We start from the raw sequence: 22,147 nt of genomic DNA on the forward strand, positions 1-22,147 counted from the left end.
ACTTTTCTGACTTTTCTTCAGCCATTTATGAATGTTTGAATGATGCCCATCTGAAACATAAAAAAGAACTGGATTCTTTGCTGACTCTACGATTTCAGAAGTTTAATAAATCTCAGATTATGAACGTCTAAAGTATAATTACAGCCTAAACTATCCCTGGTGGCCACTCCCGTGACTGGATTAATGCCATCGGCCCGTTCACACATTAACTTGACCTGATAGTTATCAATGACCGCGTTAGTGAAATCGGCCCCAGTAATAATTGTGTCATAAAAACGGCTGCGAGTGGCGATCGCATCGGTAAAAATAGTGTTAGTTAAATCGGCAAAATCGAGGGTAACTCTATCTACCAAAGAGGCGGTTAAATCGGCCCCTTTTAAGTTAGCTTTTAAGAGGACAGCCTCGGTGAGAATGCTATAGGATAAATCGGACCCTTCTAGGTTAACTCCCCGCATTGCGGCAGCTGCGAAAACCCCTCCGCGCAAATCCTGATGGGAAAAATCCCGATCTTGCAGCTGGGCAAAACTATAGTTAATCGTTTTATCTTGGGCCAAAGCCACCGGACGGGCCGCGAAAAGTAGCCACAGAATCGCCAGCAAAATAATTAAAACCAGACTGAAAAAATTTTTCAACATTGTTACTGTTGAGCGTCGAGAAACTGGGCCACATCATCACCCACCCGAATAGTTAGGTCTGAGTCTAAAGCACCAGTGGAGGATGATTCTACTTTACCGATTCCCAATTGATTTTTCAAGAGGTTAGCGGACTGAATATCACCTTTTTGGGCAATAATCGCCGTGGTTTCTAGCTTTTGGGAGGAGTCATCGCTAATATAAACATTTGTGTAGCCCTGTTTGGCCAGATAATCACGAGTACGACGGGCTAAACCTTTGGTATTGGTGGCATTTTGAATGGCAATCCCCAGACTATAAACGGAGGTTTCTCCCCCCGCGTGGTTATCGGTAAAATTATTAGCCACAATGGTTCTAATTTCGCGACGGTTCAAAATCCAATAACTGCGACCATCGTATTCCTCGAGGCTATTAAACCGGCCAGGGAGTAGGATCATTCTTAAGTTATCCTGTTTAATTTCCCGGCCAAAATTGGCGATAGCCAGCATTTCCTCGACGCTTAAGTTCGTATCGATATATTGTTGTAAAACCTGTACTGCTTTCGGGAGACTGGGGAGAATTGTCGGACTAAAAATCTTTTTTTGGAGTGCTTTTAATAAAATTTGTTGTCTTTGTACGCGACCAATATCGCCGTATTGCGGGTTACGAAAACGGGCAAATTGTTCTGCTTGGTCGCCGTTGAGATTTTGCCAACCCTCTTGTAAATCAATTTCTAATTTTTGGGTGACATCTTTATGATACATTCGTTCGGGTACATAAACTTCTACACCCCCGACTAAATCGACTAATTCCTTAAAGGCATCGGTAGTCACCCGCACATAGCGATCAATGGTGACATCCCCTAAAGTATTAGTGACAACTTCTGCCGCTAGAGTTGGTCCACCGTGAACGTTAGCATCGTTGATTTTAGTGAAACCGTGGCCGGGGATTCTGACGCGGCTATCGCGAGGGATAGACAACATTCTCACGGTTTTATCGCTAGGATCGAAGCGCACTAGGAGCATGGTATCGCTGCGACCTTTAAACACATCATCGCCGTTTTTGGCATCTAAAACTCGATCGATGCCCATAACTAAAATATTAACAGGACGAGAAAGCTGCTGATTGATTAAGCTATTCCAAGCTTGATCCTCAAGGATGTCTGTTTGGGTGGGAAAAGATGTTTTTTGGAAGATGGCCCCAATTGGTGCGGGTAAGGGACTAATTAAAGCGACGGCAGCCCCAACAGTGGCGGAAACTAGGGCGGTAAAACTGAGGGTTATTCCCCAAAATAAGCCCTTTTGCAGGGGAGATGCTTTTTTTAAACCGGACATGACTGAACTGACCACCGTGACGGTATTTTCTGAGTTTTGGCTGTATTCTTGCTTTTCAAACCGCCCGGAAACATTGGCCATAGACTAACCTCAACATCTGATTAAAAGCTTACTCTAGGAGGTGACTGTTGATCCCTAGAATCTATCTCTAGAGCAAAAGTTCCAGATATTGGCCACCCCCTCTCGCCGGCTATCGTAACATATTGTTAAGGAACTGGCTATCCTAGACCTGTTGTAAAAATCAAAAATTGTTGTTAGGGTTAGGTGTCGGTAGCCAGTAGCCAGTAGTCAGGAGAATTAAAAACGAATAATAAACGATTAAACGCTCTATTCACCGATTGTATGCCATTTAAGCCTTATTTTTGCAGTTTTTGAACCCTGAAAGGTTAATTATGCCATAGGTTTAATAATTTTTCAGGGATTCAGTTCGGTTATAGATTATCTTTATGGCCAAGAATTAAGGCTCTCTTAGGTTTGGTGGGTAAAATGTATTCTAAGATACAGTCCTGCTGGCGAGCGAGTGGAAGGAACCCGACCGACACAGAGGACACAAAGATTGATCGCTTCTATAGTAAGTTAAACTGCTCACACAAAGAATAAGAGAGCCGAATTAAGAGAGGTGGAAACTTGAAGATGACAGAACGAACTAAGGTTATTCTCCTCGTTGTTATCCCTTTGCTTTTGGCTAGTAATGCAGTTTTTTCTGTCAATAAATTCTGAGCTATTTTTTATGCAAATCATCTCCCTTCCCCCATCATCTACCCAGGAATATCTCTGTCTAAGAGACTTAAATCTCTACAATTCTCCCAGTTGTCAAGAGTTAGCTACCCAAGCACAACGGGGAAGAAAATTAAAATTTATTTCCCTAGAAATTACCGAAAAAGGGCTACAAATTCAGCTAAGGGAAGATAATTATTTAGCTTGGTTATGCAGAGAAGATTTAGATGCAATTGCGGCGGCCACCACAGCTTATCAAAAAATTCCTCTAACTCGTTCGGACATAGAAAAACATATTCCTGAGATTATCTCTTTTACTCAGGAAGCAATGAATTGTACCAATCATTATCTCTGGGGTGGAACCCTTGCACCTAATTACGATTGTTCAGGATTAATCCAGGCTGCTTTTGCCACTTTTGGCATTTGGTTGCCGAGGGATTCCTATCAACAGGAGGCTTTTTGTCAAAAAATAAACCGAGAGGAATTACTCCCAGGAGATTTAATTTTCTTTGGTGATAAAAGAGTTAATCATGTGGCTTTATATCTAGGGAATAATCAATATATCCACAGTTCAGGAAAAGAAACAGGTAACAATGGTATCGCTATCAATCTACTCACCGATGATAGGGATAGCGTCAGTCGTCATTATTATCAAAAATTATGGAGTTTCGGTCGAGTTATGCACAATTAATCAGTTATCAGTTATCAGTTATCAGTTATCAGTTATGGGTTTACTGTTTACTGTTCACTGTTTACTCTCTCCCATAGGTAATCATGTTAGAAAACATCTCCCTAAGCGGTCTATCAATTCGTCGTCACATAGGAGTATTGATGTTAACTATAGCAGTTATCATCATCGGTCTTTTTTTTCTAAATCGTTTACAAGTAGATTTGCTTCCTTCTATCACTTATCCTCGCATTAGTTTAAGGATGAATGTCCCGGGAGTTTCCCCGGAAGTTATTCTCGAAGAAGTAACTAAACCCCTAGAAGAAGGAATGAGTGCCACCGAGGGAGTAGTGCAAGTTTATTCAGAAACTCGCGAGGGAAGGATGCGAGTAGATTTATTTTTTCAACCGGGGGGAGATTTAAATGTCGCTTTAAATGAAGCTACCGAAAGTTTTAATCGTGTCCGACAAAATTTACCCGATATTATTGAGGAACCGCGCTTAAACAAATTTGAACCCTCTCGTTTACCCGTCTATGAATTTGCTCTCGTTTCTGATACCCTACCCCTAAAAGATTTAAGATTATTTGCTGATGAAGAATTAGGGAGAGAATTAGGATTTGTGGGAGGAGTTGCAGTGGTGGACGTGATTGGGGGAGTTAGAGAAGAAATTCAGGTTAATATTGACCTGCAGCGATTACAATCTCTGGGAGTGGGATTAAATCAGGTTTTAGACACCCTAAAAAGACGCAATCAGGACATCTCTGGGGGCCGACTAGAGGGAGAAACTGGGGAACCTTTAACCCGTGCGGTGGGGAAATTTAAAAACGTAGCGGATATCCAAGATTTAGCACTGACCGATAGTAATAATCCCGAAGAAAAAATCTATCTGCGGGATGTGGCCAGAGTTATCGATGGGACAGAAGAACAAAGAATTTTTGTCACCCTAAATGGAAAAAATGCCGTCAGGGTTAGCGTCCAAAAACAACCGAATGCGAACACGATTGCTGTGGTAGAAGGGGTCAAAAAACGCATTACAGAATTAAAAAAATCCGGGTTAATGACCGGGGGAATGCAAGTCGTCCCCACTAGCGATGAGTCTGTATTTATCCAAAATGCGGTTAATAACGTGGTTTCTTCGGGACTAGCAGGGACAATTCTAGCAGGATTGACTGTATTCGTCTTTCTCGGTTCCCTGCGACAGACTTTTATCATTATCCTAGCGATTCCTCTTTCTACCCTCGTCGCAATTATCTGTATGAAGTTATTCGGGTTATCGATAAATGTGTTTAGTTTGGGAGGATTGGCCCTAGGGGTGGGTATCGTGGTGGATAATTCCATCGTCATGCTGGAAAATATTGCCCTCAAAGTTAGTCAAAACCAAAATAAGCGAGATTTTTTAGAAATTGCCCGGAATAGCAGCCAAGAGGTAGAATCCGCTTTAGTGGCCTCCACTGCGACTAATCTCGTCTCTATCCTGCCATTTTTATTACTGGGTGGTTTTATCTCCCTGCTGTTTAACGAGATTATCCTCACTATCAGTTTTGCTGTGGCTGCTTCTCTCCTGTGTGCGTTAACCGTTGTTCCCATGTTAGCCAGTCGTTTGTTAAATATGCGGGTTTCTAGTGGTATTCAGCGATTTTGGCTCTTAAAAGTCTTTAGTCAACGTCTAGAAGCTTTAACTATTCTCTATGGTCGTTGTTTAGCTAAAATCATCCGCTACAGAATACCTGTTATCCTGCTGGCCTTTTTAATTTTAGGGGGAAGTAGTTTCTATCTCTGGCAATATATCCCCCAGGAAGTCTTTAGTCGTATTCAAACCGGACAGGTGAACGTTTTTGCTCAATTTCCTCCTGGTACCAATTTAAATACTAACCGTCAGGTGATGCGGGAAGTAGAAAAGATTTTATTATCACAACCAGAGACTAAGTACGTTTTTACTACCAGTGGCGGTTCTCTTTTTGGCACAACTACCAATGAAAATATTTTGCGCGGTTCTAGTACGATTAATCTCAAACAAGGCACTAATACAGAAGCGTATATCGAACGCATGAGCAAAGCACTAGAGCAATTAAACCTCGTTAACGTGCGTTTGCGTCTCACCCCCGGTCAAGTGCGCGGTATTATTCTTAATAACTCTCCCTCCGTTGGTGCTGACGTGGATGTGATGTTACAGGGACGAGATGGGAAAACTTTAGAGCAAGCTGGTGAAGAAATCCTCAGTATTCTCGATGAAAAAGTCCCTAGTGCGCGTTTTCGTGCCGATGCTGACCCCAGACAACCGGAAATCCAGATTAAACCCGATTGGACCCGCTTAAATAGTTTGGGATTGAGTACCCTGGAAGTGGGACAAACGCTACGGACCGCTATTCAAGGATCAATCCCCACCCAACTGCAACGGGGAGAAAGATTAATCGATATCCGAGTGCAATTGGACCCCAACTCGCGGCAAAAAATTAGTGACATCTCACAAATACCTATTTTTGTCAATAGGCAAGAAGACTTAAAATTAGCAGATATCGCTAGGATTGAAGGGGGAAAAACCCCAGCAGTCATCCAGAGAATTAATCAGCGTCAAGTTTTTATTATTATCGGCAGTTTAGTCGAGGGTGCGAAATTAAGTGACGCACTCGCGGGGGTACAATCGGTTTTAAATTCCACTCCCTTACCCGATGGTATCAGCATTTTACCCAGTGCTGCTGCCATCTCTAATCAAGAAATTCAGGGTTCTTTGGGTTTATTAGCGGGTTTATCGGTATTTTTAGTCTTTGTGGTCATGGCCGTCCAGTATAACTCGCTCATAGACCCTTTGGTGATTATGTTAACCGTTCCTTTGGCCCTAGCGGGGGGAATTTTTGGACTATATTTGACCAAAACCCCGATTAATGCCATTGTCATCGTCGGGGTGGTGTTATTGGTGGGCATTGTGGTTAATAACGGGATTATTATGGTGGAATTGGCGAATCAATTGCGGCAAGAATTCGGTTTTACTCGACTACAAGCCATTTTAAAGGCCGCTCCCCAACGTTTACGACCGATTTTAATGACTACCGTGACCACGGTTTTAGGTTTATTTCCCCTCGCTTTAGGATTGGGAGAGGGGGGAGAATTCCTGCAACCTTTAGGAATTGTCGTTTTTTCGGGTTTGTCTTTAGCAACGCTGTTAACTCTGTTTATTATTCCCTGTTTTTACGTTTTATTCTCCAGAAAATAATCCCCCTGCACAGTGGGAAGTCGGGAAGTGGGGTGTGGGGTGTGGGGTGTGGGGAGAATAAAGCTGACTCCCGACTCGGAGAATACTGTCTTCTAACCCAATGTTGGCTAAAGATAAGTAAAAATTAGGCTCTTCTAGGTTCTGTGTGATAAGTTTGACTTACATAGGATCGATCGATCTTTGTGTCTTTGTGGTTCGTTCCACCCCCTCGCTAGGAGGAATGTATCTTAGAATACATTTTACCCACCAAACCGGGGAGAGCCAAAAACCTTGCATTATCCTTCTTTTAGTACATAAACTGGTACAAAAAGAGAGGGCAACAAAGCCTCAAACGACCGACGACCGGCTCCTGACTCCTAACCCCACCAACAAACTTTTTGCCGCAAACCCTAGTTATTTCCCCTGACAATGAGGAGGATCGATAACATTGGCAAAAATTGCCCAAAGTACCATGAGCGGCATCGGCAACAAACAGATTAGCCATTGATAAGCGGTTAGGGTCGCCGTTGCAAACAGACTGTTCATCACCCCCCATTGACTAAACAAAATTTGTAGGGCAACAGCAGCCACAATCCCCAAAATTAGGATTGGTGCATTAGTAATCGAGGTTGACTGACGACGTAGGTAGTCCACTAGGCTCATCCCTAATTGGCTGATACTGAGCAGATAGATAACCCGTGCTGCCACAAGGGATTGAATTGCCATTGTGCGGGCAACGGCAATATCTCCTGTGGTCGATTTAGCCCACTCAAACATACCAAAAATCAGAATCCAGTTAAACAATGAAACAGCCAAAATTCGGCGCAATAGTTTTTTGGTGATCAAAGGTTCATTGGGATTGCGTGGTGGTGACTGCATAATGCTGGGGGATTTTGCTTCAAAGGCCAGGGGAACAGTCATCGTGACGGAGTTGATCATGTTCAACCAGAGTACTTGTAGGGAGAGGATGGGTAAATCTCGTGCTAGTAAGGTACTGATCAGAATCGTCATCGATTCGCCACCATTGACAGGCAAGAGAAAAGATATCGCTTTGCGTAAATTTTGATAAACGGTGCGTCCTTCTTCGACAGCGGCCTTGATCGAGGCAAAGTTATCATCAGTGAGGAGCATATCAGCAGATTCCCTGGCGACTTCCGTTCCCCCTTTCCCCATGGCAATGCCGATATCGGCCTGCTTGAGAGCCGGCGCATCATTGACACCATCGCCGGTCATCGCCACGATTTCCCCTTGAGACTGGAGTACTTCCACCAGTTGCAGTTTTTGGGTAGGGGCAACCCTGGCAAATACCGATCCATCGACCACCGCTTGGGCCAGTTGATGATTATCCATTTGCGCTAATTCTTTTCCCTCAAATGCTAAGACTTGTGCTGCCGTTTTAATGCCCATCCGTTCCGCGATCGCCCGTGCTGTGACAAGATGATCACCAGTAATCATCTTGACCCGAATCCCGGCAGTTTGACAGGCATGAACGGCAGCGATCGCCTCTGGACGAGGTGGGTCAATCATGCCCTGTAATCCCAGAAACACCAAGCCTGTTTCGATATCCTCATGGTCGATAGAATGCTGATGGGTCGCTGCTGCTTTTTTGGCAAAGGCAAGCACCCGTAAACCCTGCTCTGCCATCGTTTCTACCGCTTGCTCGATCTGTTCGGCGTTCAGCGCGGTCATCTGACCATAGCGATCGATCATCTGGGAACAACGACGCATTAGCGACTCAACCGATCCCTTGACATAGATCAGACGAGGTATCCCATCATGCAGGGTTGCCATGTATTGGTACTCAGATTCAAAGGGAATTGCATCCAATCGTGGGGTTAAAGACAATAGCCCCAATTGACTGAGACCTGCTTTGGCAGCGGCCGCAATCAGCGCCCCTTCCGTAGGATCCCCCACCACTGACCAATCTTCTCCCCTTTGTTTTAGCCCGGAGTCATTACAAAGCAAACCAGCTACCAGACAATCCCCCAGGGCCGGCGGTAATTCCTCTGCAAATGGGCTGCTGGGGTTGCCATCGGTGATCAGACTAATTTCGCCCTTGGGACTATAGCCACCACCACTAACGGCGTAATATTGCCCTTCGGTATAAATGGACTGTACAGTCATTTGATTTTCCGTTAGGGTTCCGGTTTTGTCGGAACAAATGACGGTCGCACTCCCCAATGCTTCCACTGCGGGCAGTTTACGAATAATCGCATGACGACGGGCCATGCGGTTGACCCCAATTGCCAAGGTAATCGTTACCACTGCCGGCAGCCCTTCTGGAATCGCACTCACTGCGAGGGCAACGGCAGCTTCAAACATATCGATCCAAGATTTCCCCCGTCCTAACCCGATGGTAAAGGTCAAGGTTGCTAGGGTCAAAATTGTGTAGAGTAGGGTGCGGCTAAATTGGGCAAATTTACGGGTCAGGGGTGTGCTAAGGCTGACTCGGCTTTCCATCGACTGGGAAATCTGCCCCACTTCGGTGGCGTTGGCCGTAGAGACAACAATCCCTTTGCCCTGTCCAAAGGTAACGAAACTCCCTGCGTAGGCCATGTTTGTCCGTTCTGCTAGGGGCGTATCCCCGGGTAAGGGTTCGATCGCTTTTGACCCGGGCAAGGATTCCCCGGTCAGGGCAGACTCATCCACTTGCAAATTGCGGACTTTCAGCAGCCTCAAGTCCGCCGGTACTTTATCCCCCGATGCCAATAAAACGATATCTCCTGGCACCAAATCCCGAGATGGAATCCGGAGGGTTTGTCCCTCTCGCAACACGGTCGCTTCTGTGGTTACGGCTTTGGCTAGGGAAGCGATCGCACCTTCCGCCTTAGCTTCCTGCACATAGCCAATAATGGCATTGATCAGGGTAACTCCCCAAATCACCGAGGCATTCGTCCAAGACCCTAAAAATGCCTTAATAGTACCCGCAAGCAGGAGAATATAGAGTAGTGGCTGATGAAATTGCCCCAAAAATCTCAACCAAGCTGGTTTCCCCGGCTTAAATCGCAGTTCATTCTGGCCATATTTTTCGTAGCGACTAGCCACTTCTTCTGCTGATAAGCCCGTTGACCCATCGCTGGTCAAGTATTCAATCACCTCTGGTTGAGAAAGTTGATGATACAACGGCAACGATAATTGAACTGGCATCATGCTCGACCATATTTAGCAGATGGATATTCTGATCCTATCAGTCGGATAGGTTCTTGCTCTTGCTGCACACCATTCCCCCGCGTAAATGACTAGGGATTCTAAGCGGCTGCTAGGCAACGTCGATTTATCGGGTTGCCTAGGATCTTTTTAGCCGACCAGAATCTTAATTTTTGGCTAGGAATCTGCTTCTCTGGGATTTTTAAAACCTAGAGCCAAACCCACTTAACGCCCTGAAAAAGACAATAGCTTTTAAGCTCTCGTCTTATTTTGGTAATAGTCGCGGGTTCCCTTGGCATCTAGGGCTTCTCCGAGACGAGCAATCGCCTGGGCGTAGGCGGCGTTACGCAGAGATATATCGAACTCCTGGGCGAAAGACCAGACTTTTTCCGCTTCTGTCACCATTCTTTCTTTTAAGCGCTCATTGATCTCGTTTAATCGCCAATAAAGACCGCTGCGATTTTGCACCCATTCAAAATAACTCACCGTTACCCCACCCGCGTTAACCAAAATATCGGGGAAAACGAGAATTCCTTTTGAGTCTAAAATGCGATCGGCTTCTGAGGTAGTGGGACCGTTGGCCACTTCAAAGATATATTTTGCCCGCACGCGATCGGCATTTTCGGCGGTAATTTGGTTTTCTAGGGCAGCCGGAATCAAAACATCCACATCTAGGGCTAATAATTCTTCATTACTAATCGCCTCGTGTTCTAAGATATTACACACAGTACCCTCACAGTAAATAGCAGTAATTCCGCGATGTTCCTGTTTATACTCACGAATACTGGCAATATCTAGCCCTTTTTCCCGATAAATGCCGCCCTGGGAATCACTTACCGCCACCACTTGATAACCGGCTTTGGCGAGGAGATCCGCTACTACAGCCCCAGCGTTACCGAATCCTTGGACGGCTACGGTAGTATTAGCGGGTTTTTTATCTAATTTCGGCAAAAGAGAGTTAATAACATGAAAAGCCCCCGTTCCCGTCGCCGTATCGCGGCCGCGACTGCCTCCCATGGTTAAAGGTTTCCCCGTCACCACCGCCGGACTAATTTTACGCTGAATGATGCTGTACTGGTCCATCATCCAACCCATGATCATCTCGTTGGTATAGACATCGGGGGCAAGAATATCGACATCGGGACCGATAAAGTCGGCTATACCCTCGATATAGCCCCGGCTAAGGCGTTCTAACTCGGCTTTTGACAATTCTTTCGGATTTAGGGTAATGCCGCCCTTAGCCCCACCGAAGGGCAAATCCAGCAGGGCGCATTTAAAGGTCATCCAAAAGGCCAGGGACTGCACCTCATCAATGCTGACGTTGGGATGATAGCGCACACCCCCCTTGCCGGGGCCGCGGGTGTCATCGTAGCGGACGCGGTAGCCTTGGAAGATTCTTAAAGTGCCGTTGTCCATACGGACGGGTATGGAGACGCTAAGACTAGCTTTGGGATATTTTAACCGCTCGATCGCATCATCGGAAATGGAGACATACTTAAGGGCCCGTTCTAGGCGACTGCTGGCATCGGTAAAGAGTGATTTCGACATGATTTTTTTTCCCCTATCTATCCCCATTAGAACAGGTCAAAACCGTATATTTCACTACAGTTTATTTTTCTTAATTAACCATGGGCGGGAATTGCCTACCAGTGTTCTCAAACAAGGTTAGTGTTGAGTTAACTTCAGTGAGTAAGAGATTTTCTGGTACATCATCCACCAAGAGGATGCGATCGCTTAATTCCATTTAATTTTAATTGTCAACGATACAAAGATGAAATGTAACCTAATTTGCCATCGACCACCGACCACCGATGCTTGATAGCTAAAAAGCTGACGGCTGACGAATGTTACGATTGTTACAACATCTTGACATTAATTCTGATACCCTGACAATGTGTCAATCTGTGCAGTAATGGGGCAGAAACTCAAGTGGTATCGATCCATATTTCTATTGTTGAGGGCAACCCGCACTTGCGATCGCTATTAGCTTGGCATCTGCAACAGGCCGGCTATTTGGTCAATCAATCGGCAAACCTGCAAAGTGCGCGTCAAGCTTTCCTTCACCGTCAACCAACCTTAGCAATTATCGATTCCGACTTACCCGACGGGGATGGAATCGAACTCTGCCGTTGGCTTTATCAACAAAAACATTCTCTAATACTGATTCTCTCGGCCCGCAATGGCGAAAAAGATGTGGTCAATGGTTTAAAAGCCGGGGCCGACGACTACCTGAAAAAGCCCTTTGGAATGCAAGAATTTATGGCTAGGGTAGAAGTGTTAACCCGTCGTTTAGGCGGTAGGGCTGCTCCCCTACACTTGGATTATGGACAATTAAAAATAGATTTAGCCCAAAGACGGGTACAATTTCGCGGGGAGTATATCGAATTAACGCCCCAAGAATTTAGCCTACTCTACGTTTTAGCCCAAGCGGAGGGAACACCCCTATCAAGAGCCGATTTACTGCGTCGCGCTTGGCCCGAGGAAATCGATAACCCCCGGACAATTGATACTCATGTTCTCTCTCTGCGGAAAAAAATCGAAACCGATCCCAGACAACCTAATTTAATTCAAACCGTCCGCAACGTCGGCTATCGTTTCAATCTAGAAATGTTGGCCGAGATCAATTCAGCTTTAGAAGCTAATATTATTGCTTCCACCAAAGGCAATCATAACGGTCATTCCATGAGTAAAATCCCCGCTCACAATGTTAGTCGTTAATTCTGGCTTTGTCCGACTGATTAGCAGATTTTTGGCTGAAATCGTCTCCTAAGCACTGAATGAAGCAAGGAGACGAAGGGCAAATTAAACCATAGTCACCATTGACCGATCCGCTTGTTGCTGAAATTCCCTCAATAAACGCCGAAATTCGTCGCCGTCAATGGTTTCCTGTTCAATCAGTATCTCCACCAAGCGATCAATCGCCATACGATTGTCAAGGATAAGTTTTGTTGCTAAATCGTGGCATTGCTTGACAAGTTCCCGCACTTGTGCATCAATTTTTGCCATCATCGCGAAAGAATGGTCGGCATGATAACCAGCGCCAGCACCACCGAGATAGGAATTACCATCCTCCTCTAGGGCAATCAATCCCAATTCCGACATTCCCAGACGCGTTACCATCTGTCGGGCCAGATAGGTAATTTTTTCAATATCATTACCGGCACCGGTGGTCACTTCATCCTCACCGAAGACACATTCCTCCGCCACCCTTCCCCCTAATAATCCCGCAATTCGGGCCAACAACTGGGAACGACTGGTTAAACCCTGTTCTTCATCGGGAGTGAACCAAGTTAACCCCTGCGCTTGACCCCGGGGAATCAGGGTGACTTTTTCCACTTGATCGTGGCCAGGACAGAGAGTACCGACAATCGCATGGCCCACTTCATGATAGGCGATCAAACGCTTGGCTTTACTATCCACTAAAGCGCGCCCTTCCATACCGGCCACAATCCGATCAATCGCATCGTTGACCTCCGCCATGGTAATCGCCTCTTTCCGCCGTCTAGCGGTAAAAATCGCCGCTTCGTTGAGCATATTCGCCAAATCTGCCCCAGTAAAACCGGGGGTGCGCCGGGCGATCGCCTCCAGAGCCACATCAGCAGCCACCTTTTTATCGCGAGAATGAACCTCCAAAATGGCCAAACGTCCCTTAGAATCTGGATAATCCACCACCACCTGTCGGTCAAAACGACCCGGACGCAGCAGGGCCGAATCCAAAACATCGGGCCTGTTGGTGGCGGCAATAACGATAATGCCAGTATTGACCTCAAAACCGTCCATTTCCGTCAATAATTGGTTCAGGGTTTGTTCCCGTTCATCATTACCTCCCCCATAACCGATCCCTCGTTGACGACCAACGGCATCAATTTCATCGATAAAAACCAAACAAGGGGCATTTTCCTGGGCTTTTCGGAACAAATCTCGCACTCGCGACGCACCAACCCCGACGAACATCTCCACAAATTCCGACCCGGAGATGCTGAAAAAAGGTACTCCCGCCTCTCCTGCGATCGCTTTAGCCAGTAAAGTTTTTCCCGTCCCCGGAGGACCAATTAACAGGACTCCTTTGGGGATTTTCGCACCAATAGCCGTAAATTTTTCCGGTTGTTTGAGGAATGTTACCACTTCCTCTAGATCTTCCTTGGCCTCATCCACACCGGCCACATCATTGAATTCTATGCCAGTTTTCGCCTCCATCTGAAACCGCGCCCTTGATTTACCGAAGTTCATCGCTTGACCGGAGGCATTGGCAGAACGACGGATAATAAACACCAATAATCCCAAGACGATAATAATCACTAACAGGTTAGTGAGAACATTGATCAAGGCCGAATTGTCAGTGGTGGGGAGAATACCATACTCAATTTTTTTAGCATCGAGTTTCTTGATTAATTCGGGATTTTGGTCAAATAAATTAACTTCTTTCGGGGTATCCTTATCCGTTTGACCGACGAGGGTAACTGCTGCCTGCTGCAAAGAAGGATTGATTTCCACCTTTTTTACCTTGCCTTGCTCGATTTTCTCTAACAATTCACCGTAGGTGAGGGTATTTGGGTTTTTTTGACTCCAAGCAGGATTGACATGGCCAAAGGTTTGCAGAATCATCCAAGTGCTGACAATCCCTTTCCATACTGGCCGATGACCACGATTCTTAGCTGACTTGGCTCTAACTACGGTGAGTGGAGATTTTTGATCCATAATTGACTCTATATCTAGTTACCCTGTATTCATTGTGACAGATCGACTCGATCGTGACCACTGTTCTGTTTTTCCCCGGCAAGACCCTGAGGGCAAATAGTGATGACGGTTTTTTGCTATACTGTATTCAGCTAGGTGGTCTAACAACTGCCTATCCCAATCACTAACAGTTTAGGGAAGTGGGTTTCGCCCGCTTTTTTTATTGTCTAAATCATGACCCATCCGCTCATCCCCGACCTGCTGCACCTAGCCACCCCTATCGCTGAAAACTTGGGGCTAGAAGTGGTCGATATCGTTTTCCAAACCAATAAAAGGCCTCCCGTCCTGCGCGTTGATATTCGCAATCTTGCGGGAGATACTGGTTTAGAGGACTGTGAGCAGATGAGTCGGTCTTTAGAAACCGCCCTCGACAGTCAAGAGATCTTACCCGGTGCCTACGTTTTGGAAATATCTAGCCCCGGCATTTCTCGACAACTGAGCAGTGAGCGTGAATTTCAGTCTTTTAAAGGTTTTCCCGTCATCATTACCGGCCAAGATAGCCAGGGAAAACCAAAAGAATGGCGCGGAAAACTGCAAGGTAGAGATGAGCAATCTATTTATCTTAACCAAAAGGGTCGCGCCCTGACCATCGATCGCACCACTGTCATCAGCGTCCGTTTAGATGAGCAGCGCAATAATCAGTAATCAGTAATCAGTAATCAGTAATCAGGGATAAGGATGAAGATAAATAACTATAGCGTTTCTCACACCTGTGTGGTACAGTTAAACCTTTGCTGATTAAGCTTTTCACCATCGACAATGTACCTCTTGCGAACAGGAAACGCTATAACTAACTGATTAACTTAAAACTTACATCTGATAACTGATAACTTACATCTGATAACTGATAACTGATAACTGATACAAGGCTAATAGCTAAAAAACTAATAACTCAAAAGTAAGGAGAAAAAATAATTATGGCTACCGTTAATTTGCCCGGTTTAAAAATAATGCTCGAAGAAATTAGCCAACGACATAATCTGCCCAAAAATGCCGTACAGGAGGCTTTGCGTGAGGCACTTATCAAGGGTTACGAACGTTATCGCCGCGCCCAAAGTTTAGAAAAAGCCGCTCAATTTCATGAAGATTATTTCAATAACTTTGATGTGGAATTAGACGTAGAAGAAGAAGGGTTTCGCATCCTTTCTACTAAAACTATTGTGGAAGAAGTGACCAATCCCGACCATCACATCGGTCTCAAAGAAGTGCAGGAAGTGGCCGATGAAGCCCAATTAGGGGATGAAGTAGTTCTTGATGTCACCCCCGACCAAAGAGAATTTGGTCGCATGGCGGCGATTCAAACTAAACAGGTTTTACTGCAAAAACTGCGGGATAACCAACGCAAAATGATTCAAGAGGAGTTCCAAGATCTGGAAGGAACCGTTTTACAGGCCCGGGTCGTCCGTTTTGAAAGACAGGCCGCCATTGTCATGGTACAAAGTACCTACGGTCAACCGGAAGTGGAAGCAGAACTACCCAAACGGGAACAGCTGCCCAACGATAACTATCGCGCCAACGCCACCTTTAAAGTTCTGCTCAAAAAAGTCTTGGAAGGTTCTCAACGCGGCCCGCAATTAATTGTTTCCAGAGCGGCGGCAGGCTTGGTAGTATATTTGTTCGCCAACGAAGTTCCCGAAATCGAGGAGGAAATCGTGCGTATTGTCGCCGTCGCTCGGGAAGCTAATCCCCCCTCCCGTCACGTTGGTTCGCGGACAAAAATCGCCGTCGATACCCTAGAAAGAGACGTGGATCCGGTTGGGGCCTGTATTGGGGCCAGAGGTTCGCGGATTCAAGCCGTGGTGAACGAATTGCGGGGCGAAAAAATCGACGTGATTCGCTGGTCTCCAGATCCCGCCACCTACATCGCCAATGCCCTTAGTCCCGCCCGCATTGACCAAGTTTTGTTCACTAATGCCGAAGAAAGACAAGCATTGGTACTGGTAGCACAGGATCAATTAAGTTTAGCGATTGGCAAAGAAGGGCAGAACGTGCGTTTAGCCGCCCGTCTGACGGGCTGGAAAATCGATATTAAGGATATCGCCCTGTATAAAGGAGAACAAGAGGTAAAAACCGATGAAACCGACCCAGAAGCGCAGGATTTAGACCAAGAATGAACCCCTTCGTCAATTATCGACGCTGTATTAGCTGCCGTCTCTTCGCCCCGAAGGAATCCTTTTGGCGAATTGTCCGACTACACCCGTCTGGACAGATACAATTAGATCAAGGAATGGGAAGAGCGGCCTATATCTGTCCGCAACCTAACTGCCTACAACTGGCCCGGCAAAAAAATCGTCTCGGACGGGCCCTAAAAGCCAATATTCCCGAAACGCTCTATGAATCCTTGCAAGAGCGCCTCGGGACTGCCAAACAAGGTCGTCCAAATCAGGATTAAAATTGACGATCATAGCCACAAAATCGTTACCATGGAAAGGGGGCAGTCCTGACAGGATCAAAAAATCAGCCAACTTATAGGATCACTAACACTTTAGCCGGGGGATAATGGATGAGTAACGCGAAAGTCAGAATTTACGATTTATCAAAAGAATTGAATCTAGACAACAAAGACATTTTGGACATCTGTGACCAGTTGAACATCGAGTACAAGAGCCACAGTAGCACGATCAGCGAAGAGGATGCCCAACGCATCAAGGCAATTGCTGCGAAGGGAGTTGTTTCGAGTACCAGTAAAAATAGTACGGGTCAGCGAGAATCGGTTAGTCCTGCCGAAGAAAAAAAACAAAAGATTTTAGCCCTGCATAAACACAACCGCCCCGAAACTGGCGAAGAAGGGGAAATCTATCCCGGACCTGCCGGTTCCTCAGCTAAACCGACTTTAATCAGTCCTCCCCGTCCCCCAGTTAAACCCCTCGTTGCTGCCCCAGGGCGCGACGGTGCGGCCGAAAAAACTCCCCCCACCGCTGCACAGATGCCATCTCAGTCCGCCAGTGTTAAAGAAACCCCGACCGAAACCCCGCTAGTGCCAGAAGTATCCCCCAGCTTAATCGCCCCACCTAATCGACCCTCCCTCACCCCGAAACCACGCCCGGGCAGCGCCTCGGGCCGGCCAGAACCCCGATCTAAAAATGCCGCCGGCAGTAACGACAGGCCGCGGGGAGAAAAACGCGAGCGCGGCGAGAGTGAAAACGCCCCTAGTCCTGAGCGCAGGGTTAGCTTGGCTAAACCAGAAAAACCGACCCTCAACCGCAAACCCGACGGAAAAAGCCCGAAACTGGCGGAACCAGCTAGAGAAGTGCGGGAGACGGTGGAATTGAAGCGCCCGGTTCGCCCCGGTATGCCCGCTAAAATCTCGGCTACTGGCGAGGAAGAAACCGACACCACCAAGAAATCCGGTGTTGATGGCACAGAAATCGATACAGATACCGGATTGCTCGGAGCAGACGGGCCCAAAAAACTCAAACGACCGACCATGCCCCTTCGCATGGCCAAAAAATCTAGCTGGGAAGAAGAAGAAGAAGAAGAGAAAAAAGCGGCCAAAACCGCCAAAACTGCTGGCAAAAACAAACGCCGCACCCAAGCTCTCTTTGAAGATGACGATGATCTAGAATCGGAACTATCCGGGTTAATCAATAGCCCCAGTTTTACCCTTTCCACCGCTCGTCCCCCCAAACCGCCCAGCGCTAAAGCTGCCACCCCTGGCACCCCAACAGCAGTCAAAGTTAAGCGGCCCAGTAAACCAACCGCCCACACCGGCAGCCCGAAAAGCGAGCGTCAAGAACCCCAAGAGGAAAAACGCCCGGAAAGCATCGTCATCACCGGCAGTCTTACCGTGCGCGACCTCTCGGAATTGATGAAAGTCCCCGAAACTGAGATCATCAGAACCCTATTTTTTAAAGGGATGGCGGTTAATATCACCCAAACTCTCGACGTGGACACGATCGAAATGATCGCCAGGGACTTCGAGATGACCGTGGAAACCCCCAGCACCCAGTCGGCGGCGATCAAAACCACGGAGATGATCGATGTCTCCGACTGGGAAAGTCTCCAGCGTCGTCCCCCCGTCGTCACCATTATGGGTCACGTTGACCACGGTAAAACCACCCTCCTCGACTCGATCCGCAAAACCAAAGTCGCCCAAGGAGAAGCCGGCGGCATCACCCAGCACATCGGTGCTTACCACGTCGATGTGGAACATAACGGCAAACCGGAACAGATTGTCTTTTTGGATACCCCCGGCCACGAAGCTTTTACCGCCATGCGGGCCCGTGGGGCGAGAGTCACCGATATAGCGGTGCTGGTGGTGGCCGCCGATGATGGTGTACAACCCCAAACGAAAGAGGCAATTAGTCACGCCAGGGCTGCCGAAGTCCCCATCGTGGTGGCGATTAACAAAGTCGATAAACCCTCGGCTAACCCCGACCGAATTAAACAGGAATTGACCGAACAGGGACTGGTGGCCGAAGATTGGGGCGGTGAGACGATCATGGTTCCCGTTAGCGCCCTGCGGGGGGAAAATCTCGATAATCTGCTGGAAATGATTCTCTTGGTGGCAGAAGTAGAGGAATTGGTTGCTAACCCCGATCGCTTGGCTAAGGGAACCGTGATCGAAGCTAACCTCGATCGCACCAAAGGTCCCGTGGCTACCCTGCTCGTCCAGAATGGCACTCTCCGCGTCGGTGATAGCATCGTCGCTGGTTCGGTTTTCGGCAAAATTCGGGCGATGATCGATGATCGCGGCCAAAAAGTCGAAGCGGCCACCCCCTCCTTTGCCGTGGAAATCCTCGGTCTTAGTGATGTTCCGGCCGCCGGCGATGAGTTCGATGTCTATGAAAGTGAAAAAGAGGCCCGATCGATCGCTGATCAACGGGCGATCGAACAACGCAACACCCGTTTACAACAGGCCCTCTCCTCCCGTCGCGTTAGCCTTAGCACCCTCTCTATCCAAGCTCAAGAAGGACAACTCAAGGAACTTAATCTCATCCTCAAGGCAGATGTGCAAGGTTCCGTCGAGGCCATCCTCGGTGCGCTCAAACAGTTACCCCAAAACGAAGTGCAGATTCGCGTTCTCCTCGCCTCTCCGGGAGAAATCACCGAAACCGATGTGGATCTGGCCGCCGCTAGTGGTGCGGTGGTGGTGGGTTTTAATACCACCCTTGCCAGTGGAGCCAGAGCATCCGCCGATCGGGAAGGAGTTGATATCCGCGATTACAATATCATCTACAAGCTTCTCGATGATATTCAAGGGGCGATGGAAGGTCTTCTCGACCCCGAAGAAGTGGAAGAACACCTCGGTTTTGCCGAAGTGCGGGCCGTCTTCACCGTCGGTCGTGGGGCCGTGGCTGGTTGTTATGTCCAATCCGGTAAACTGGTGCGGAATCGCTTCCTGCGCGTGCGTCGCGGCAAGGAAATTGTTTATCAGGGGGTTCTTGATTCCCTCAAACGGATGAAGGAAGATGCCCGAGAAGTGGCCACCGGTTTCGAGTGCGGTGTCGGTGTTTCTAAATTCAATGACTGGAAAGAAGGCGACATTATCGAAGCCTACGAAATGGTCATGAAACGTCGCACTTTATCCAGTTAATTACACTTGAACCGTCGGGAGTCGGGAGTCAGTTATCAGTTATCAGTTATCAGTTATCAGTTATCAGTTATCAGTTATCAGTTATCAGTCATAATTCATAATTCATAATTCCCCCATCTCCCCACTTCCCTCTATGAAATCAGAACCTTTTTTGTGGATTCATCTGGCAGGGTTAGCGGCTTTGCCAATCTTTTTACAAATCGCTTGGATTGGTTTAGCTGTGGGTGATCCCTTGCCTTTTCTTTGGCTAGAATGGCTATTTCTGGGAGCGATCGCTATTATTCCCGTCTTTTGGATGCAGTGGACAAAACCTTTTGATATCTTTAGTCTTTTGTTGGTCGCCCTGAAACCGAGTCAACTCACCCCCGAACAGTTAAAAATTCTCTCTCTTTTTCAACGTCCTCGCCATCGTCTTCTGACTCTTTTGGGAGTCGTCCTCTTAATTCTCATCGCTTGGCCTATCTATAATTTTGCCCCTCTAGCGGCTGCCGTGGCCGCCTATCTCCCCCAATGGCGGCTTTTAGGTTTAGTCATCGCTGCGATCGCTCTCCTCTTAAGTCACCTATTTTTACAGGTTCCTCTGAGTGTTCTAGGGGTTTTAGCCACTAAAGAAAGTGACTGGACAGCGACCGAAGCTTTAGTTATTGAGCGCATTCCTGAGTTATTTACCATTTTTGGTCTAAAAGTTAATAAAATTATCTAAATTAGCCAAAATGCAGGATTGATCGCCCGTTTAAGGGTTGAATATTCCTCGCATTACGGGGAAAAATTGCGGCCAATTGTTGCAGTTGTTGGGGAGAAATTTTGATCGTATTTTGCCAGACTAACCAGAGAACATCCTCGCTACAGGGAGGAGTGGACAAAGACCCCTGATATTCATAGAAACCGCTATTTTCCGGCAGTAAAAGCCCGACATTGACCCAAGTATCGGGGATAATCATTTCAGGAGAAGGTTCTTGGGGCAAATAATCCCAAATGGTTTGTAAATAGGGATTAAAAGCACCAATTTCGGCTAAGATGCCCACAACTGCTAAATTTCCCTTCCCATTTCGATGCACTAAATGAATTTCTAGAGGGAAAGACTGACCTTTAATCTGATGTTCGCTGGGGTGATGAAAATGGAACTGCAATAAATCCCAGTTTTCGCCGTGAAAACTCATGTTTCCAACTTTTTCGGTCTGAACCAAGATTGTATGACCGTTATGGCGAATTTTTAGGGGTATAGGACGATAATTAAAGGTGGGTTGGTATAGCTCTTTTTCAGTCACTATACTCAGATTGATCGGTGTTTGTTGCTTTCCCGTGGTGCAGAGGCGATAATTCGTTGATAATTCGCCCCAATGGTCAATATTTTGATAATTCCAAGTAAATTCTGGATTAATAGCCCCAAAAAGAGCATGAGAGCCTATAAATTGCAGTAATTCTCGTCTATACATGGGATTAAATTCAGCACATTTCGACACATTTCGACAAGCTCAATGTAAAAGCTCAATGTAAAAGCTCAATGTAAAAGCTCAATGTAAAGGCTCAGTGACCACATTCTTTACATTGACGTTTGGGTTTTCCATTATGAGTAGAACCATTCTTGATAGTATGGTGAGAACCACAATTAGAACAGGGGAATAGAGGTGAACTAGGGGGGGATTTTGTTCGGTGCTAGACTGATATTTGAGTAAGCTAGACAGGAGCCAGAAAAAGATATTTATCAGAAAAGTCATGATCAAGCTAGAGGTTTAAAGACTGATCGGGTTCCAATTATTTTTATTAATAAATATTTTACACAATTCATACCAGGTAGGCAAGAGGGCTACGCCACTACTACCGAATCATTACCAACTGACCCAACAATGACCAAAAAAGACCGACAGAATCAGTAAACCTTGCTGCGAAACAAGCCACCAAAGCTTTGTCGGGACTGAAAACATTTGGTTTTCCCAGAAGCTGGTGATGGGATTTGAACCCGCGACCGGCTGATTACAAATCAGCTGCTCTACCACTGAGCTACACCAGCATTTTTAACCAACCCATTATAACACAAATAGACCAAGTGGAGATTTTTTCCTCGTCGATCATCGGAAATTTTGGGTCTGAAACCCCGCCGTTCTAGGTTGGCTTTACGTTAGAATTAAAAGGCCAGTCTCGAAAACCAAGTGGACGGCGCAGCACCTTGAAAACTCGGCTTAGGGGGTTCCGACCAGAAAAGCTTG

General features: G+C 46.7%; 14 protein-coding genes, 1 tRNA gene and 2 pseudogenes. 9 read left to right on the forward strand and 8 right to left on the reverse strand.

The window, feature by feature from the left end:
• Positions 1–131: pseudogene (locus O9323_RS09915) on the forward strand (IS630 family transposase); the annotation flags it as partial.
• Here the strand turns inward: O9323_RS09915 and O9323_RS09920 are convergent.
• Together O9323_RS09920 and O9323_RS09925 are read right to left on the reverse strand one after the other, a co-directional pair.
• Complete coding sequence (locus O9323_RS09920; protein ID WP_288125035.1) at positions 87–635, reverse strand: pentapeptide repeat-containing protein; 549 nt, start codon at positions 633–635, stop codon at positions 87–89. The pseudogene O9323_RS09915 and the gene O9323_RS09920 overlap by 45 nt on opposite strands.
• A 2-nt stretch (positions 636–637) precedes the next feature.
• Positions 638–2,026 (reverse strand): LCP family protein, encoded by a 1,389-nt coding sequence (locus O9323_RS09925; protein WP_288125036.1) that lies wholly within the window; start codon positions 2,024–2,026, stop codon positions 638–640.
• A 649-nt stretch (positions 2,027–2,675) separates the two neighbouring features.
• Here O9323_RS09925 and O9323_RS09930 point away from each other — a divergent pair.
• Entirely contained in the window at positions 2,676–3,353 is a 678-nt protein-coding gene (locus O9323_RS09930) for a C40 family peptidase (protein ID WP_002738550.1), read from the forward strand.
• Between the two features lie 83 nt (positions 3,354–3,436).
• A complete protein-coding gene (locus O9323_RS09935; protein WP_002756159.1) occupies positions 3,437–6,541 on the forward strand; it encodes an efflux RND transporter permease subunit in 3,105 nt (1,034 codons plus the stop codon).
• 393 nt (positions 6,542–6,934) lie between these two features.
• Here the strand turns inward: O9323_RS09935 and O9323_RS09940 are convergent, their stop codons facing one another.
• Both O9323_RS09940 and O9323_RS09945 read right to left on the reverse strand, forming a co-directional pair.
• Positions 6,935–9,667 carry a cation-transporting P-type ATPase gene (locus O9323_RS09940; RefSeq protein ID WP_288125038.1) on the reverse strand — a complete coding sequence of 911 codons (2,733 nt, stop codon included), beginning with the start codon at positions 9,665–9,667 and terminating at the stop codon, positions 6,935–6,937.
• 252 nt (positions 9,668–9,919) lie between these two features.
• Positions 9,920–11,215 carry a Glu/Leu/Phe/Val family dehydrogenase gene (locus tag O9323_RS09945; protein WP_036396975.1) on the reverse strand — a complete coding sequence of 432 codons (1,296 nt, stop codon included), beginning with the start codon at positions 11,213–11,215 and terminating at the stop codon, positions 9,920–9,922.
• A 381-nt stretch (positions 11,216–11,596) separates the two neighbouring features.
• On the opposite strand from O9323_RS09945, the gene O9323_RS09950 reads away from it, so the two are divergent.
• Positions 11,597–12,385 carry a response regulator transcription factor gene (locus O9323_RS09950; RefSeq protein WP_002739319.1) on the forward strand — a complete coding sequence of 263 codons (789 nt, stop codon included), beginning with the start codon at positions 11,597–11,599 and terminating at the stop codon, positions 12,383–12,385.
• 84 nt (positions 12,386–12,469) lie between these two features.
• Here the strand turns inward: O9323_RS09950 and ftsH are convergent, their stop codons facing one another.
• A complete protein-coding gene (gene ftsH / locus O9323_RS09955; RefSeq protein WP_288125037.1) occupies positions 12,470–14,365 on the reverse strand; it encodes an ATP-dependent zinc metalloprotease FtsH in 1,896 nt (631 codons plus the stop codon).
• 213 nt (positions 14,366–14,578) lie between these two features.
• Here ftsH and rimP point away from each other — a divergent pair, with 213 nt between their 5' ends.
• From rimP to O9323_RS09980, 5 genes are all read left to right on the forward strand, one after another.
• Entirely contained in the window at positions 14,579–15,049 is a 471-nt protein-coding gene (gene rimP, locus O9323_RS09960; RefSeq protein WP_002756173.1) for a ribosome maturation factor RimP, read from the forward strand.
• A gap of 272 nt (positions 15,050–15,321) precedes the next feature.
• Positions 15,322–16,518, forward strand: a complete 1,197-nt coding sequence (gene nusA, locus O9323_RS09965) for a transcription termination factor NusA (protein ID WP_002738721.1) — start codon at positions 15,322–15,324, stop codon at positions 16,516–16,518.
• Entirely contained in the window at positions 16,515–16,796 is a 282-nt protein-coding gene (locus tag O9323_RS09970; RefSeq protein WP_002738851.1) for a YlxR family protein, read from the forward strand. The genes nusA and O9323_RS09970 overlap by 4 nt, the downstream gene beginning before the upstream one ends.
• 111 nt (positions 16,797–16,907) lie before the next feature.
• Positions 16,908–19,940, forward strand: a complete 3,033-nt coding sequence (infB, locus tag O9323_RS09975; RefSeq protein WP_002778404.1) for a translation initiation factor IF-2 — start codon at positions 16,908–16,910, stop codon at positions 19,938–19,940.
• A 133-nt stretch (positions 19,941–20,073) separates the two neighbouring features.
• A complete protein-coding gene (locus tag O9323_RS09980) occupies positions 20,074–20,643 on the forward strand; it encodes a low-complexity tail membrane protein (RefSeq protein ID WP_002738450.1) in 570 nt (189 codons plus the stop codon).
• 1 nt (position 20,644) lies between these two features.
• Here O9323_RS09980 and O9323_RS09985 read toward each other — a convergent pair whose 3' ends face one another.
• The 3 genes and pseudogenes from O9323_RS09985 to O9323_RS09995 form a co-directional block, all read right to left on the reverse strand.
• Positions 20,645–21,376: a carbonic anhydrase gene (locus O9323_RS09985; RefSeq protein WP_024969762.1), complete on the reverse strand. Its 732-nt coding sequence runs from the start codon at positions 21,374–21,376 to the stop codon at positions 20,645–20,647.
• Positions 21,377–21,473: 97 nt separating this feature from the next.
• Positions 21,474–21,658, reverse strand: a pseudogene (locus O9323_RS09990) (IS1/IS1595 family N-terminal zinc-binding domain-containing protein); the annotation flags it as partial.
• 221 nt (positions 21,659–21,879) lie between these two features.
• A tRNA-Thr gene (locus O9323_RS09995) sits at positions 21,880–21,951 on the reverse strand.
• Positions 21,952–22,147: the final 196 nt, after the last annotated feature.

Origin of the sequence: Microcystis sp. LE19-131.1A (assembly GCF_027532015.1) — a bacterium.
In the GTDB taxonomy this organism is placed as follows: Bacteria; Cyanobacteriota; Cyanobacteriia; order Cyanobacteriales; family Microcystaceae; genus Microcystis; species Microcystis ichthyoblabe_A.

Bases quoted from the DNA above. Each gene is read 5' to 3' on its own strand.
- O9323_RS09920 (WP_288125035.1), bottom strand. From the start codon at position 635: ATGTTGAAAAATTTTTTCAGTCTGGTTTTAATTATTTTGCTGGCGATT.
- O9323_RS09925 (WP_288125036.1), bottom strand. From the start codon at position 2,026: ATGGCCAATGTTTCCGGGCGGTTTGAAAAGCAAGAATACAGCCAAAAC.
- O9323_RS09930 (WP_002738550.1), top strand. From the start codon at position 2,676: ATGCAAATCATCTCCCTTCCCCCATCATCTACCCAGGAATATCTCTGT.
- O9323_RS09935 (WP_002756159.1), top strand. From the start codon at position 3,437: ATGTTAGAAAACATCTCCCTAAGCGGTCTATCAATTCGTCGTCACATA.
- O9323_RS09940 (WP_288125038.1), bottom strand. From the start codon at position 9,667: ATGCCAGTTCAATTATCGTTGCCGTTGTATCATCAACTTTCTCAACCA.
- O9323_RS09945 (WP_036396975.1), bottom strand. From the start codon at position 11,215: ATGTCGAAATCACTCTTTACCGATGCCAGCAGTCGCCTAGAACGGGCC.
- ftsH (WP_288125037.1), bottom strand. From the start codon at position 14,365: ATGGATCAAAAATCTCCACTCACCGTAGTTAGAGCCAAGTCAGCTAAG.
- rimP (WP_002756173.1), top strand. From the start codon at position 14,579: ATGACCCATCCGCTCATCCCCGACCTGCTGCACCTAGCCACCCCTATC.
- nusA (WP_002738721.1), top strand. From the start codon at position 15,322: ATGGCTACCGTTAATTTGCCCGGTTTAAAAATAATGCTCGAAGAAATT.
- O9323_RS09970 (WP_002738851.1), top strand. From the start codon at position 16,515: ATGAACCCCTTCGTCAATTATCGACGCTGTATTAGCTGCCGTCTCTTC.
- infB (WP_002778404.1), top strand. From the start codon at position 16,908: ATGAGTAACGCGAAAGTCAGAATTTACGATTTATCAAAAGAATTGAAT.
- O9323_RS09980 (WP_002738450.1), top strand. From the start codon at position 20,074: ATGAAATCAGAACCTTTTTTGTGGATTCATCTGGCAGGGTTAGCGGCT.
- O9323_RS09985 (WP_024969762.1), bottom strand. From the start codon at position 21,376: ATGTATAGACGAGAATTACTGCAATTTATAGGCTCTCATGCTCTTTTT.